Genomic DNA, 15403 nt, shown 5'->3' with positions numbered 1-15403 from the left:
CCCTTTTCGGCATCATTGGTGCCTTGTCCGGACTATGGACAGCGATTTTCCTACGCCAGCGTCAGCGTCAACACTAACAACTGAACCAAGAGGACACATAATCAAAGCCTGTTTCAGGTCATTTCAAATTCGTAGAAAAATAAAAAAAGGTTCGAGAGATTGCAAAAGCAATCTTCGAACCTTTTTCTCTTCGATGCGGTCGAGAGGACTCGAACCTCCACGGGGGGTTAGCCCACACGGACCTGAACCGTGCGCGTCTGCCAATTCCGCCACGACCGCATAATATGTATCTTCTCATCCTCGATGAAAAGCATCCGGTTATTCAATTTCTCGTTTCACCGTAATTAAGAGTATACAGGCTCTGGAAGAAGAATGCAATACTTTTTTATGATCTGAAATTTATAGGACATATGTCCTTTTATAGAAATAAAAAACCTCCTATCGTTAGCACCAGATATCATTGAAGAAGGAGAATGGTTATGACTCAAACGAATCTTTGTTTTATCGGTGCCGGATTTCATGCAACGACCAATATATACCCATCTGCTGTAGAAGCAGGTGCTACCATCCAGGCCATCTCCACTCGCAGTATCGAACGTTCTCAAGCCGCCTTGCTGCGATACGGCAGTACGGGGTCAGCATATGATAACGCAACTCTAATGCTGCAAAACGAAGACTGCAACAACGTTGTTGTGGTAGCTCAACCTCAGGATCAAACATCTCTCGCTATGGAATGCATCAAGGCGGGCAAGAATGTCTATGTTGACAAACCCCTTGGCTGGACTGCCAGAGAAGCTGCCGAAATTGCAGATGCAGCCGAAAAGGCAGGCGTTGTATTGATGGTCGGATTCATGAAACGCTATGCACCTGTATATATGAAATTAAAAGAACTGATTGATGGCGGTTCGATGGGTAGAACACGTTCATTTCAGATGAAATTTGCTGTTGATAGTACTCCCTTTTGCAAAAATGAAGAACAGTTTATGAAACTCGCTGCCATCCACATGATCGATCTGATGCGTTTCCTCTTCGGCGAAGTACAGCAAGTGACGGGTACCACAGTTAAGGATGGGGAACATATCAATCAGAGCATCTCCCTGAAATTTGATAACGGTGTCGTGGGCAGTGCCTACTTCGCAGGCATGAGTGCATGGTCACGCGAAAGCGAAAGTGTATTGGTTACTTTCGATCACGGTTTTGCATCAGCAGATGAAATGAATACACTTACCGTTCATCACTCTCGTACCTCGGACAACCTTCCCTGGAAGTCACTTGAAGAGCAGGATACGGTCTTTACTCCTTCCGCCTCTCCCATGTCTGGCGCATACCGCGATCTCTACCTTCGTGGATTTGTAGGCGAGATGGCACATTTCATGTCATGCTGCCACAATAATTCGCTTCCGCATTCAAGCGGCAAGGATAATATCGGAACGATGGCTCTGTGTGATACCATCTTGTCTTCACTGGTCTAACATATACTTGCTACTGTATACCCTGAATCTTATCTCAGCCCGTGTTTCGTATAGCGAAAACGGGTTTTTCACTATAAACTGCACCTTTTCATTGATCCGTTATCCAGGGTTTATAATCCGAATCAGACATGGTATGCTTTGAAGAGAATATACACACATTTTGGGTACGTAGTACTTAAATTGATACTATACACATAGCTGACGGAGGTGCAGATAGATGAAAAAAATCTCAACCGAGACATGCCCTAAACCCTATGGCTGCGCCGTAGAAGTTACACTTAGTGTTATTGGAGGCAAATGGAAAGGAGCCATTCTGTATCATTTGTTTTCGGGTTCCTTGCGCTTTAATGAACTCCGCAAATTATTTCCCGACATTACGCAGCGGATGCTCACTTTGCAATTAAGAGAATTGGAGAGCAGCGGGATCGTACACCGAGAAATCTACCCTCAAGTGCCACCCAAAGTGGAATACTCACTTACGCCATTTGGGGAAACGCTCCGTCCGATCATATTCAGCATGCGGGACTGGGGAGAAACCTATACGAATGAAGTCGTTCAGGCCAAGTCACAGGAAGTATAGTGAACGCAAAAAAAGCTGATTCCTTCTCACAAGGGATCAGCTTTTTTATAGTGTATCACAGACGGGATTCCCGGCCTCTTTATGACCTTTCTATGGTCTGAATGGTCACGGTACGATTGCGCCCTTCTTCCTTCGCTTGGTACAGAGCCGTGTCGGCCAGATGGAACAGTTCCGTCGCTGAAGATGAATGCAGCGGATATTCGGCAACCCCTGCCGAAATCGTCACGGAGCGTTCTACCGGCATGATACTTTCCTCAACCGATACACGGATAAACTCGGCAATATGATAGGCCGTTTCAGCCCCGGTATGGCGCAGCAGCACGACAAACTCCTCCCCGCCGAAGCGAGAACTCACGTCCTGCGGCCGAACGGCTAGCTTGATCAGATCTGCAATATGCTTCAGAACCTCGTCTCCAGCATGATGTCCGTACGTATCGTTAATGGATTTGAAGCGGTCGATATCAAGAACAATAATCGAGAATGGCGTCTGTTCATCAATCCATTGCTGAATGACTTCTTCAAATGTCCTGCGATTCGTCATGCCTGTCAGTACATCCGTTCTGGCATCATAGGTAAGCTGGTCCGTTTGCTTGCGAAAATTCGCCAATGCACCCAAAACCGTGCGTGTTAGCAAATCGGCCTCCCTGTTCCAATGCGGTTTCATCGTTGGCAGGTCCACTTTTCCCTGATCTACCTGATTAACCAGATCGGCGAGATATACAAACGGACTCGCCAGCTTCCGCGCTACCCGAATGACAATCAGGGTCAGGATGAGAAACGGAACCGAAGTATACAGCAACAACATGCGAATATGCTCATTCAGCTGATCATACACGGTCTGGGTTGGAGATACGACTACGACCCCCCAATCGGTAGCAGGCACTTTCTGATATCCGGCAAGGGAATCTATGCCGGCCAGATTTTTGTACTGCTCCTTACCGGTTTGATCATTCAGCAACTTCTGTACAATTTCATTTTTACTGATGTTCTCACCAATTCTTTTGGTATCTGGATGAAATAGAAGCGTACCCTTGGCATCGACAATAAAAAAATATGAACCATTGCTTGTCCTGAGCTGACTTCCAAAAGAGAGGTTCAAGATATTATTCTCCTGCAGATAAATATTACCGCCAATGGTCCCCTTAAATTGTCCAGCTGCATCAAAGATCGGTTCACTGACAAAAACATTTCTGCGCTTCGTCCTAGGGGTCTGGTATGCTTCGGATATATAAGGCGCCTTAAGTTCCATCGCTTTTTTCGCTGCCTCTGATGAAACATGCACTCCGACAGATAAAGCCGAATACGGCGACATACTGCGTACCAAACCCTTCTCGTCCACAAGGGCTACGGAGTTAAAATAGTTGCTGCTGCTTTGAATCAATTCGAGCGTTGAATCCAATTTTTCCGTATCTGAATAGTCCATCTGCGGAAAATAGTCTGCAGCATATTTCAAGCTGTTCTGCATGGACTGAAATAGCGAATCCAGTGTCTGACTCATTTGAGCTGCGCTTGAATAATTAAGAGATAAGGTATTATCAATGAGAGACTGCTTCTGCGTTGTATAAGACGAAATAAACATGATAGTTAAGGTCATCAGCACCGAAATGGTGACCAGCCCACTGAGCAAGGCGGGAAGGCTGATTTTTTTATACTTTCTCGCTTGTCTTCGCCATCTGGATGCTTTGTTCTTTGCGATCATTATTGCTTTCCCCCGGATTTTCATGAAAAGGCATATTCCTTCTATTCTATACGAAAGTTGTTATGAATGTATTAATTTTGTATGAATATTTTACAATTTCTTCAATTAAAATTGACAACTCCATGACTAACTTCATAAATCAGGCGTCTGTCTTCTTCTCCAGGATCAAAGCTGGTCTTCGATAATGTATCCTTCTCCGGGTTCCTGTTCCACAAACCCAGCCATAAAGCGCGATTGGAACTCAATAGGAGCATTGCTTCCCACCAGAATTCGATTCTGTATCTCTTCCTGCGTTTCCGTAGGTAGAGCGAATGAACGTGTGTAATTAAACTGATCAGCCATCGTTGCATATACCGCGTTTACAAGCCTGTCATTGCCCGCACGTCCGAATACATTCAACAGTATGCTCCCACCAGATCGCAGCTTGCTTTGAGCCATCGTGAAGAAAGATCTGGAGGTAAACTGCTTCGGCGTTCCTGTTGCGGTAAATGCATCGACAATAATATAATCATATGTTCCAGGTGGTTCCTGCTGCAGCAGCTCCCGGCCATCTCCCACCATGACTTCACTGCCCTCATATCCAAAGAGAGTCTTGCTTAATTCAACCACTTCTTCGTCTAACTCAGCGATCTTCACCTGGCGGTTTGACAGATAAGTCGAGAGCGTACCAATGCCGTGCCCCACTACAAAAACCTTTTCGTATTCAGGCGTATTCCGCTCCATTAAATGAACCATCGCCCTTGGGTATTCAAGCAGCATTCGTGAAGGCTCATCGAGATCCATGGCTCCCTGAACAGCCTCGTTCGAAAACTCCAAAACCCGGAAATGCCCTTTTTCCCCATAAAGCTTGGTTGTATCATATACGGTTAACGCATGCTGCTCACTCATATTCCGATATAAAACTCTCACGAGCCATACTCCTCTCAAGTTCCATCCACTACGTGCAAATAAAACTATTTTTCATTATAACAATTCTCTATCGTCGCACTCCATAAAAATGATAAAAAACCGTTCAGGGTTACCCGGAAACGGTTTTGAATGACTGGAGATAAGCTTATACATTTTAATATTCACAAACCCCAATACGGGATTGGAACAGGTTCGCTCATCTTTTCTGGAAATACCCAACTTGTCCGTATAATCAGGACTCTATGGCCTCATGCAATGCTTTGACATATTCTACACCCAGATTGGAGAGAGAGGTGCTCTTGTGGCTGATCCAACCCACATTGATCGATTCCTCGCACTCCAGCGGAACAGGAATGATCTCATTTCCGTTCAAATCAGCACTGAGTACACCTGTTGATATCGTATAACCATTCAGACCAATCAGCAGGTTAAACAACGTCGCCCGGTCATTGACCTGGATGCTCTTGGGATGGGATAACGTACTCAGAATCTCTTCGGAAAAATGAAAAGAGTTGTACTCCCCTTGGTCAAATGACAGGTAAGGATAGTCCTTAAGCTGCTCAATCGCCACGGATGCTTGCTTAGCCAGCGGGTTCTTCACGCTGATGAAGATGTGCGGTTTGGCTGTAAAGAGGCTTGTGAACACCAAACCGGCATCCTTTAATAATTTGTTAATGACCTTGGCATTGAATTCGTTCAAATACAGAATCCCAATTTCACTTCGCAGGCTCTTAACATCCTGGATAATTTCATATGTCTTCGTTTCCCGCAGTGCCAGCTCATATTCATCCTGACCATACTGCTGTACCAGACGTACAAAAGCATTAACGGCAAACGCATAGTGCTGGGTTGATACCGAGAAATGCTGCGGAGAGGGCTTGGCATTCAAATAACGATTCTCCAGCAATTCTGCCTGCTCCACGACCTGCCGGGCATAACTCAGAAATTCCACGCCTTCTTTGGACAGAGAGATTCCCTTGTTTGTCCGTTCAAAAATGGTAATACGCATCTCTTGTTCCAGATCGCGAATCGCGTTCGATAGGCTGGGCTGGGAGATAAAAAGCCGTTTGGCCGCTTCATTCATGGAACCGCGCGTGGCAACTTCAATCACATATTTTAATTGTTGCAGAGTCAACGTGTTATTCCTCTTTTCGTATAATTGGTTCTATTATATACCAAAAGAGTTCCTCCCAGCATAGGAGGGGTTACCCGTCAGGAGAACATGTTCTTTTTCTCAAAAACCGACAGCTGATTCTCTCCAGTTATAGGACACTCATCGGGAAACATGCTCCGCTTCTCCAGCTTCTCATCTATAAAATCAACGACTTGCTGCAGCGAGGCAATCTGCGCTTCTATTTTCATTCGATGACTCACCAGCATCTCACGCTCTTCCGGGAATTCGTCCAGATTCGAATCCATCGACATGTGCAGGTAAGGCTTCATATCCTCCAGAGACATACCTGTCTTTTTCAGACAAGAAATGAGCTTCATGGTTCGAATATCCTCTTGACGGTATACACGGTGCTTGTTCGCCTTCCGATCTGCCCGGGGCAGAAGCTGAATCTTCTCATAATATCGAATCGTATCTTCCGTTAATCCCGCCTTCTCCGCTGTTTCCTTAATAGAATATAATGCCTCATTACTCATCCGTCTCAGCCTCCCTCATCCTCATACCTTCATCTTACAACTTGGAGTCAGCTCCAAGTCAAGCCGGATTCATCCCCTAAAACCAATCAACATGGTCGTTCAAAATTCATTCGATCCAACCGCTTGACTTGGAGTCGACTCCAAATTATAGAATGAGCGCAGCATACAGATTCGTTCTGTCATTCCCAACATACTGGAGGTAACTATGAATAAACCAAACCAACTACGCACCGCGCTGATTACGGGATCAAGTTCAGGAATTGGCCTCGAACTGACCCGCTCGTTATTGGCCGAAGGATGGCAGGTCGTTGGCCTTAACCGTTCACCTTTTCCGGCAGAGCAAGGCGATATTCAACGTGCATTACGTTCAGGTCAGCTTCATTTGGTTCAAGCTAACCTGACCAACTACGAAAGTCTGAGAATCGCCCTCGATCAGATTAAACTCCAATTGGATACGATTGATGTCCTCTTTAATAACGCAGGGGGCAGTGCGGCCGAGCTCCTTTTTTCTGACCAAGGGCATGAAATGCACTTCGAACTTCAAACCATCGTTCCATATATCATTTATATGGAGTTATATGATCTTATACGCAGAAGCACCTTCAAGACCGTTGTTAATACTTCAACGAGTGCATTCAGTATGGTCCGCCAGTTCAACCTGGACATTCTGGAACGTCCAACTGAATTCAAAAAGCTGTTTGGTCCATATGCCACCTCGAAGCTTGGCCTCTCCTTATGGACACGCGAGGTAGCTGATGCTGCTAAGTCAGACGGTATTCGTCTTCTGAGTGTAGACCCTGGCGGAAACAATACTTTACGCGGCAGCAAAAGATCCGGTTTGCCCTTTTATATCAAGCCCGTCATGAAACTGTTCTTTCCTCCTCCCAGTCACGGTGCTTCGTTACTGTATAATGCTGCATTTTCACAGACCACTCACAAATCAGGCACGTTCTTGATTAAAAACAAAGCGACTGAACTCCGTTTTAAAGATCAAGGCCCCTTCATTTTGAAGAGAGTCCATGAAATATATGAGCAAGAGTTTCTATTATCAGTACCTACAGGAAGTGGAAATCAAAAAAGCGATTAACAACTCGAAATACTTTACTTAGCAAGCAACATTCTCCCCGTGTCGCCACGGGGTCCTCTCTATTCAAGTTTTGTTCCCTGTCAGATCGCTCTCTTCCTCCAGGCCATCCATTAAACTTCGAGTATCCAACTGCTCATAGAAACGTGTCAAATCCAGCACAAATCTCTTTAAGAATTCAAGCTCCATTTTGTTATATTCCCCCAGAAAACGGAGGAATTGATTCTCAATCTTTTCGTGCAGATCGGCATGAACGTGAAACAGCTTTTTGCCTGGTGAGGTTAACCGGAAATAAATCTCCTTTTTGTTGTCATTTAACTGTGTTTTTCGAAGCCATCCTTGCTTCAGCAGTTTGTGGGCCACTTTGGAGGTGTTTCCCTTGCTGAGCTCCATCCGTTCTGCTATGGAAGTCAAATTAATGGGTTCGTGTTCCCCAATACACGCAATCACATGCACATCCGTCATGTTCATAGCTGCGTCTGACGACAGAGTCTTGCGAATAATATTCATGAAAAATAGATTTTCCTGGTCATCCTTTTGTTCTTTTTGATGCAAAAGCTTAATAAACAACCCATAAATGTAACGCAGATCCGTCTGTTCCTGATCCATAGTTCCCCCAACCTTTTCTTGTCTCGGTCTATTATGCAAGCTAGGCTTGAATAACAACTATTATACACCGAATTTTGTTTCAATTGAAACAATATAATCAGAATGGATGCGATATATCAAACTCCTGTTCAGGGATTACAGCAGGGTGAGCTTTTGTTCGGCAGATGTGCGCAACTTGGGTTTCGGTGTTTTGTCGAAGTACCCCATATGCAACACACCGACGACTCGCTCATCTGTCTTTACGCTCAAACCCTCACAAAAAATGGGGGAATGAATGTATTCCATCGTCGACCAAATCATACCTAGGCCCTGTTCCCAGGCAAGTAGTTGAAAATTCTGAATAACGCAGCTTACAGCCGCATAGTCTTCTTCCTGCTTATGGTGATCCTTTTCATTTTTCATTACCACAATAAGGTGCGCAGGCATACGGCTGAACTTATTTTTCAGCGCCTGCTGCAGTTTGCCGGGCATCAACTTCATCAATTTCATGTTTTGCACCGATTCCAGCATCAGGCCGGCCACATGTTCTTTGGCTTCTGCACGCTCCGCGAGAATAAAACGCCATGGTTCTCGCATGCCATGATTAGGTGCCCAGACCGCATCATTAAGCAATTCAACAATTAAGTCCGTGGACACCGGTTGTGCATTAAAGCTGCGGATACTTCGTCGAGAGCGAATCGTATCGGCTATTGTCATATGAACTTCCTCATTTCTGAATAAGTATGTATACCGCTTGCTAATTTTGTTTCATACGAAACAATAACAGGGTACTATGAAATTCGATGTACGTCAATCCTTCTGTTCCAAACCAAAACCGAGCAAATGACAAAAACGTCTTCATCACCGTCCTGGTCTTAAGCGTCTGCGGCACAGACAAGCCATTGCTCCCGCCGATCCCCCTGTCTTTCATAATATCCAGGCCCTGCTTCATAAATGTATCAATGACGACCAGGTCTGCATCAGCATGATCTGTACTGGAGGGTGATAAACGAATGACAAAAGAATCACAACATAACGGTAAACCAATCATTGTTCCACAACCGATCCGAAGAGACGGGGCAGGCGGGCCTGATTTGGGTCCACGTGATGTCATGAGAGACCTTGAAAATCCGGATATGCTGGTTCCTCCAGCAACAGATGCAGGGCTGCTGCCCAATCTGAAGATGTCCTTTTCCGATACACATATGCAGTTAAACCATGGTGGATGGTCACGTGAGATTACAGTACGCGATCTGCCCATTGCCACGACACTGGCGGGGGTCAACATGAGTTTGACTCCAGGCGGTGTACGGGAACTCCACTGGCACCAGCAATCCGAATGGGCTTATATGATCTGGGGAACGGCAAGAATCACATCCGTGGATCAGGAGGGGCGGAATTTTATCGCTGATGTCGGACCTGGAGATCTGTGGTTCTTTCCCAAAGGTCTGCCCCATTCCATTCAGGGACTGGAAGAGGGCTGTGAATTTTTGCTTGTTTTTGATGACGGTTCCTTCTCCGATCTTAACACGTTATCCATTTCCGACTGGTTCGCGCACACCCCAGCAGAGGTGTTGTCTGTCAATTTTGGGGTGCCAGAATCTGCATTCCAGTCCCGGCCGACAGATCAGGTCTATATTTTTCAGGATCAGGTTCCAGGTTCACTCGCCAGTCAGGAGATTCCTTCACCCTATGGTACAGTCCCCTTTTCTTTCAAACATCGCTTGCTGGCTCAGGAACCGCTTATAACGCCCGGAGGAAGTGTACGCATCGTGGATTCCACCAACTTCCCGATCTCCACAACCGTTGCCGCTGCACTGGTCGAGATTAAGCCTGGGGGCATGCGTGAATTACACTGGCATCCGAATGCGGATGAATGGCAGTATTACCTCACGGGACAAGGAAGAATGACGGTGTTTGGAGGCAACGGTACGGCACGCACATTCAATTACAGAGCCGGAGATGTAGGGTATGTTCCTGTAGCTATGGGACACTATGTTCAAAATACGGGCAGTGATACCCTATGGTTTTTGGAGATCTTCCGAAGTGATCGTTTCGAAGATATCTCATTGAACCAATGGATGGCACTGACACCTCGTGAGCTTGTCCGCGACAATCTGAATGCTCCAACGGAGCTGCTTGATGCCCTGCGCAAAGTGAAATGGCCAGTGGTCTAATTTCATATGTATCTCTATCAAATGGTCCCAAACGGGGTAATTCTCAGAGAACTACTATACGATAGGAGGAATATGAAGATGAGAGCCGTTACTTTTCAAGGGACCAAGGATATTCAGGTGAAGCAGGTTGAAGATCCAAGACTGCAACAAAAGGATGACATTATCGTTCGTATTACTTCTACAGCCATATGTGGATCAGATCTTCATATTTATCAGGGAGCATTACCAGCTGAAAAGGATTATGTTATCGGACATGAACCGATGGGGATCGTGGAGGAAGTCGGTCCTGAAGTGACACGCGTAAAAAAGGGGGACCGTGTGGTCTTGCCTTTTAACATTTCTTGTGGCGAATGCTTCTATTGTAACCACGACATGGAAAGCCAATGTGACAATTCCAATGGTAACCCGGATATTCACACCGGTGGTTATTTCGGGTTTACGGAACGGTACGGCAATCACCCCGGTGGCCAGGCAGAATTCCTGCGCGTGCCGTACGGTAATTTCATGCCGTTTGTCATTCCGGAATCCTGTGAATTGGAAGACGAAGCCTTGCTGTTTCTATCCGATGTTCTTCCTACCGCGTACTGGAGTGTCGAAAATGCCGGTGTTAAACCCGGAGATACGGTAACCGTACTGGGCAGTGGGCCCATTGGCCTGATGACCCAGAAGTTCGCCTGGATGAAAGGCGCGAAGCGAGTTATCGCTGTTGACCGCCTTCCGTATCGTCTTGACAAAGCCAAGCGCATGAACGATGTGGAAACCTTTAATTTTGAGAATTATGATGATATGGGTGCACATATCCGCGAGATCACGGGCGGAGGTACCGACGTGGTGATCGACTGTGTCGGCATGGACGGCAAGAAATCCACTTTGGAGGAAATCGGACAGAAGCTGAAACTCCATGGAGGTGCCCTGAGTGCCATTGAAATTGGTATGAAAGCCGTTCGCAAATTTGGCACATTGCAGCTTACAGGTGTATACGGCTCGTCTTACAACATGTTCCCGCTGGGCAGTATGTTTGAACGTAACGTTAATCTTAAAATGGGACAGGCTCCTGTCATCCACTATATGCCGGAATTGTTCCGCAAGATTACAGCAGGTGAATTCGATCCGACCGAGATTGTCTCCCATCGCATTGCGCTGGAAAATGCCAGTGAGGCGTATCGGATCTTCAACGATCATGAAGACGAATGCACCAAAGTTGTGCTGAAGCCTTAATATAGAGGAATGAGCAAAACCAAAAAGGCAGATGCCCTTGTACAGGTCATCTGCCTTTTGTGTTGTTATTCATATGCCAGACCGGATGATAAATGGTACCATTCTATCTCTCTTGAGCTATCTCACTTTTGAAGCCTGAATGAGTACACTCTCTCCCCCGAAGCTTAACAGCTTATTCGGCAATACCTCTTCAAACCGGAAGAACTTTTTAATAACCGAAGGTGCACAGAGCATGCTTGCTTCAAGTTCTCGTCCATCCGCTTCCGGCAGTCCGGCACGCTTGCACCAATCTTCAAAGAGGAAGGTTTTCTCGAAGGAAACCATCGCCTCCACGCGGTATTCCGCCACTTCCATCATTCGAATCCACTCCGACTTGCGCCATGCACGAACATGACTGGGATCGCGGCGCTTCTCTACTTCATTGTAGAATTGATCATATTCATCACGCTCCGGTGCCACGTTGTCTATCAGCAGCAGTCTTCCGCCTGGTTTCGTTACCCGGAACGCCTCCGTTAGAAAAGACAAAACATCGGGGAAATGGTGCGCGGCGATCCGGCAGGTGACGATATCGAAGACATCATCTTCGAAGGGTAAATGCTCCGCATCTCCCGGTACAAAATTCACGTTCTGATGACCGCTCTCCCGTATAAAGCGTTCAGCTACCTGGAGCATCTCCTCTGTTAAATCCAAAGCGATTACCTGCTTAACAAGAGGGGCCAGTGCACACGCAACATGCCCTCCTCCTGTTGCTATATCAAGTACATGCATATCAGGACTTGCCCCAGATGAAGCCACCAGCACATCCAGATCCTTGCCCTTGGCATGCAGGGGACTGGTCACATACTTCTCGGCATTTTTGCCGAATTGCTGCTGCACTTGTCCTTTCATTGCGTCATGAGTCATTCTACTTCCTCCTTGCCTAATGTTCCGATAGATGAAACATCGTTTCAAAAATTAAATTATTGTAACTATTTTAGCACAGATCAGGGCTAAGCGAAAATAAAAAGCATTCCCTGAATGAAGCCACTCAGGAAATGCCTTGTCTGGTTACGATAAAACCATGTTTATTTTACAACCGTTGGTGACTTTTTCCACAATCCCAATATCAGTCCCGAGATGACTGCACCAATCGCAACGGCGAGCAGGAACAACAGAGCATGGTTAGCCAGTGCTGCTACGAAAATCCCTCCGTGCGGAGCCGGTACGTTAATGCTCCAGAGCTGTGTCAGTCCACCTGCAACGGCCGAACCAATGATACAGGATGTCAGAACACGCAATGGATCAGCCGCAGCGAATGGAATGGCACCTTCGGTAATGAAGGATAATCCGAGTACATAGTTCGTTAAGCCGGATTTTCGTTCTTGTTCCGTGAATTTGGACTTGAAGAACGTGGAAGCCAGAGCGATAGCCAGAGGTGGAACCATCCCGCCTGCCATTACGGCAGCCATCCAGGCACCGTCCGTGTTGCCGCTTGATGTGAATACACCAATTGCAAATGTATACGCTGCTTTGTTGAACGGTCCACCCATATCAATGGACATCATGCCGCCAAGCAGCAAGCCAAGCAATACAGCATTCCCTGTTCCGATATTTCCAAGTGCATCTACAAGCCACGTGTTAAGCGAGCCAAAGATCGGATCGAAAACATAGTAACTGATTGCGCCAACAATGAGCAATCCAAATACAGGATACAGCAGAATGGGTTTCAAGCCATCAATGGCTTTTGGCAAACCTTTGAACAGCTTACGCAAACCGATTACAACATAACCAGCGAGGAAACCGGCAGCAAGTCCGCCAAGGAAACCAGCATTGGAGTTCACGGCCATCAATCCACCAACCATACCCGGCATCAGGGCTGGACGGTCACCAATACTCATTGCGATAAATCCGGCCAGCACCGGAATCAGGAAGTGGAACGCACCCGTTCCGCCGCCAATCGTCTGCAGCAGCTGGAAGAGGGGATTATCCTCGCCCGCAAGCTGTTCGATCAGGAACGAAATCGCAAGGAGGATTCCTCCACCCACGACAAACGGAAGCATGTGTGAAATTCCGTTCATCAGATCTTTATAGATCTTGCTTCCTACGCTCATTTTACTCGCACTAGCTCCGTCTTCCTTCACATTGCTACCGCCTTGGCTGCGATAGATCGGAGCATCTCCATTCACCGCTTTGCGAATCAGCTCTTCGGACTTGCGAATTCCGTCGCTTACCGGTCTTTGCAGTACCGGTTTGCCGTCAAACCGGGCCATCTCCACATTTTTGTCTGCCGCGACGATAACCCCTTTGGCACGGGCAATCTCATCTGCGGTCAAAACGTTCTGGGCTCCCTCGGAACCATTGGTTTCTACGCGGATATTAATGCCCATTTCCTGAGCTTTCTTCTTAAGTGCATCCTCAGCCATAAAGGTATGAGCAATTCCCGTCGGACATGCTGTAACAGCTACGACGAAATCTTCAGAATTTTCATTACCTACAATGACGCCAGGAGTTTGCTGAGGCGCAGAACTCGCTTCGCTAGCAGCTTTTGCAGCCTTTTCGGCTTTCGCTTTCTCCTTGGCAGCTTCTTTCTTCGCTGCTTCCTCCTGCTTCGCATCAAATAATGCACTTACTTCTGCAGGCGTATTTGTACTCATCAGTTGAGCAATGAAATCGCTATCAATCAGCAACCTGGAAAGAGCAGCGAGTGTGCGAAGATGAGTATTACCTGCACCTTCAGGAGCAGCAATCATGAAAAAGATATGAGCTGGCTCATCATCCAGCGCTGCAAAATCCAATCCATTTCTGCTTTTTGCAAATACTACCGTTGGTTCATTCACTGCAGATGTCTTCGCATGGGGCATTGCAATACCGCCACCAATTCCTGTGCTGGACTCTGCTTCCCTTTTATAAATCATTTCCTTAAACAGAACTGGATCATTAATGCGTCCACTTTTGTTCAGACTTGCAATGAGTTCATCAATTGCTTCATCTTTGGTTGTGGCTTGCAGGTCCATGATCATCGTTTCCTGGATCATCAGGTCTGTTATTCTCATCTGTTACACTCCCCTTGAGTTCAGTCGGCCTGCACTTGTCAGGCCGAATTATAAATTACATTTGGCTTGCTCTGAAATGTCGATCTACAACTTGGTAATGGTAACCTCGCCTCGAAGCTCTTCAATGAATTCACGTGTAGCGAGGTCATCTGAGAAAGCAGTGGCACTTCCTGAAGCGACACCTGTACGAAATGCCTCAAGGATGTCCCCATTCATTACATAGGTGCCTACAAATCCTCCGATCATGGAATCACCAGCCCCAACCGAATTTTTCACAATTCCTTTTGGCACACTCGCATGGTATACATCCGATCCGGTAATTAAGAGGGCTCCATCTCCGGCCATGGAGATTAATACTTGCTTGGCCCCTGCTTCCAGAAGTTTGCGACCGTACAAGACCAGCTCTTCCCGAGTTTCGATATTTACCCCGAAAAGTTCAGCCAGCTCATGATGATTCGGCTTCACCAGCAAAGGTTTATGCACAAGAGCTTCCATTAACGCCGGGCCAGTGGTATCAATGACGAACTCTGCACCTGTCTGCTTGCAGACCTGAATGAGGCGATCATAAAAATCACTTCCTAGGGATGGCGGAACGCTACCCGATAGAACGACGATATCTCCCGTTTGCAGCGAGGATAATTTCTGCAGCAGTTGTTCTGCTTCTTCTTCACGAATGGCTGGGCCAAGACCGTTAATTTCCGTCTCGTCTCCATGCTTCAACTTGATATTGATCCGCGTATCATCCGCAATGGTAACAAAATCGGTCTGTATCTGATCCGCCTGCAATTTGTCATTAATGAAACGCCCTGTGAATCCACCAAGGAATCCAATTGCCGTGTTACCTGCTCCCAGCTGATTCAGCACACGTGATACATTGATGCCTTTACCACCTGGAAGCTTCAAATCCCGATTCATGCGATTCAATCCGCCGAGCTTCAGGTCATCCACTTCCACGATGTAATCAATGGAAGGATTAAGTGTTATCGTATATATCATT

The 15403-nt window shown here is 46.6% G+C and carries 14 protein-coding genes and 1 tRNA gene; 5 read left to right on the top strand and 10 right to left on the bottom strand.

The window, feature by feature from the left end:
* Window positions 1-194 precede the first annotated feature (194 nt).
* Window positions 195-279: transfer RNA gene (locus MH144_RS20195), tRNA-Leu, on the bottom strand.
* Window positions 280-479: 200 nt separating this feature from the next.
* Here MH144_RS20195 and MH144_RS20190 point away from each other — a divergent pair.
* Complete coding sequence (locus MH144_RS20190) at window positions 480-1472, top strand: Gfo/Idh/MocA family protein (protein WP_239303581.1); 993 nt, start codon at window positions 480-482, stop codon at window positions 1470-1472.
* A 217-nt stretch (window positions 1473-1689) separates the two neighbouring features.
* Window positions 1690-2052: a winged helix-turn-helix transcriptional regulator gene (locus MH144_RS20185; RefSeq protein ID WP_095288069.1), complete on the top strand. Its 363-nt coding sequence runs from the start codon at window positions 1690-1692 to the stop codon at window positions 2050-2052.
* 79 nt (window positions 2053-2131) lie between these two features.
* Here MH144_RS20185 and MH144_RS20180 read toward each other — a convergent pair whose 3' ends face one another.
* The 4 genes from MH144_RS20180 to MH144_RS20165 all read right to left on the bottom strand — a co-directional run bounded on the left by MH144_RS20180 (window position 2132) and on the right by MH144_RS20165 (window position 6307).
* Window positions 2132-3751, bottom strand: a complete 1620-nt coding sequence (locus MH144_RS20180) for a sensor domain-containing diguanylate cyclase (protein ID WP_239303579.1) — start codon at window positions 3749-3751, stop codon at window positions 2132-2134.
* A gap of 165 nt (window positions 3752-3916) precedes the next feature.
* The gene (locus tag MH144_RS20175; protein ID WP_239303577.1) at window positions 3917-4660 is read right to left on the bottom strand and encodes a spermidine synthase; all 744 of its coding nucleotides are present in this window, start codon (window positions 4658-4660) and stop codon (window positions 3917-3919) included.
* Window positions 4661-4892: 232 nt separating this feature from the next.
* A complete protein-coding gene (locus MH144_RS20170; RefSeq protein ID WP_239303575.1) occupies window positions 4893-5795 on the bottom strand; it encodes a LysR family transcriptional regulator in 903 nt (300 codons plus the stop codon).
* A gap of 77 nt (window positions 5796-5872) precedes the next feature.
* The gene (locus tag MH144_RS20165) at window positions 5873-6307 is read right to left on the bottom strand and encodes a MerR family transcriptional regulator (RefSeq protein WP_239303573.1); all 435 of its coding nucleotides are present in this window, start codon (window positions 6305-6307) and stop codon (window positions 5873-5875) included.
* A 205-nt stretch (window positions 6308-6512) separates the two neighbouring features.
* Between MH144_RS20165 and MH144_RS20160 the strand changes: the two genes are divergently transcribed.
* A complete protein-coding gene (locus MH144_RS20160; protein WP_239303571.1) occupies window positions 6513-7394 on the top strand; it encodes an SDR family NAD(P)-dependent oxidoreductase in 882 nt (293 codons plus the stop codon).
* Window positions 7395-7457: 63 nt separating this feature from the next.
* Here the strand turns inward: MH144_RS20160 and MH144_RS20155 are convergent, their stop codons facing one another.
* Both MH144_RS20155 and MH144_RS20150 read right to left on the bottom strand, forming a co-directional pair.
* Window positions 7458-8000 (bottom strand): MarR family transcriptional regulator, encoded by a 543-nt coding sequence (locus MH144_RS20155; protein ID WP_239303569.1) that lies wholly within the window; start codon window positions 7998-8000, stop codon window positions 7458-7460.
* A 135-nt stretch (window positions 8001-8135) separates the two neighbouring features.
* On the bottom strand, window positions 8136-8696 hold the full coding sequence (locus tag MH144_RS20150; protein ID WP_239303567.1) for a nitroreductase family protein: 561 nt from the start codon (window positions 8694-8696) through the stop codon (window positions 8136-8138).
* Window positions 8697-8992: 296 nt separating this feature from the next.
* On the opposite strand from MH144_RS20150, the gene MH144_RS20145 reads away from it, so the two are divergent.
* Together MH144_RS20145 and MH144_RS20140 are read left to right on the top strand one after the other, a co-directional pair.
* Window positions 8993-10156, top strand: a complete 1164-nt coding sequence (locus tag MH144_RS20145) for an oxalate decarboxylase family bicupin (RefSeq protein ID WP_239303565.1) — start codon at window positions 8993-8995, stop codon at window positions 10154-10156.
* A 78-nt stretch (window positions 10157-10234) separates the two neighbouring features.
* Complete coding sequence (locus MH144_RS20140) at window positions 10235-11374, top strand: zinc-dependent alcohol dehydrogenase (RefSeq protein WP_239303563.1); 1140 nt, start codon at window positions 10235-10237, stop codon at window positions 11372-11374.
* 117 nt (window positions 11375-11491) lie between these two features.
* On the opposite strand, the gene MH144_RS20135 is transcribed toward MH144_RS20140, so the two are convergent.
* The 3 genes from MH144_RS20135 to pfkB form a co-directional block, all read right to left on the bottom strand.
* Window positions 11492-12277 (bottom strand): class I SAM-dependent methyltransferase, encoded by a 786-nt coding sequence (locus MH144_RS20135; protein WP_239303561.1) that lies wholly within the window; start codon window positions 12275-12277, stop codon window positions 11492-11494.
* Window positions 12278-12438: 161 nt separating this feature from the next.
* Window positions 12439-14406, bottom strand: a complete 1968-nt coding sequence (locus MH144_RS20130) for a PTS fructose transporter subunit IIABC (RefSeq protein WP_239303560.1) — start codon at window positions 14404-14406, stop codon at window positions 12439-12441.
* 84 nt (window positions 14407-14490) lie between these two features.
* A complete protein-coding gene (gene pfkB, locus MH144_RS20125; RefSeq protein WP_239303558.1) occupies window positions 14491-15402 on the bottom strand; it encodes a 1-phosphofructokinase in 912 nt (303 codons plus the stop codon).
* Window position 15403 lies beyond the last annotated feature (1 nt).

This window comes from Paenibacillus sp. ACRRY, from assembly GCF_022346995.1.
GTDB lineage: Bacteria > Bacillota > Bacilli > Paenibacillales > Paenibacillaceae > Paenibacillus.
Note: the sequence above shows the minus strand (reverse complement) of the source record. Positions and strands in the feature narration are given on the sequence as shown.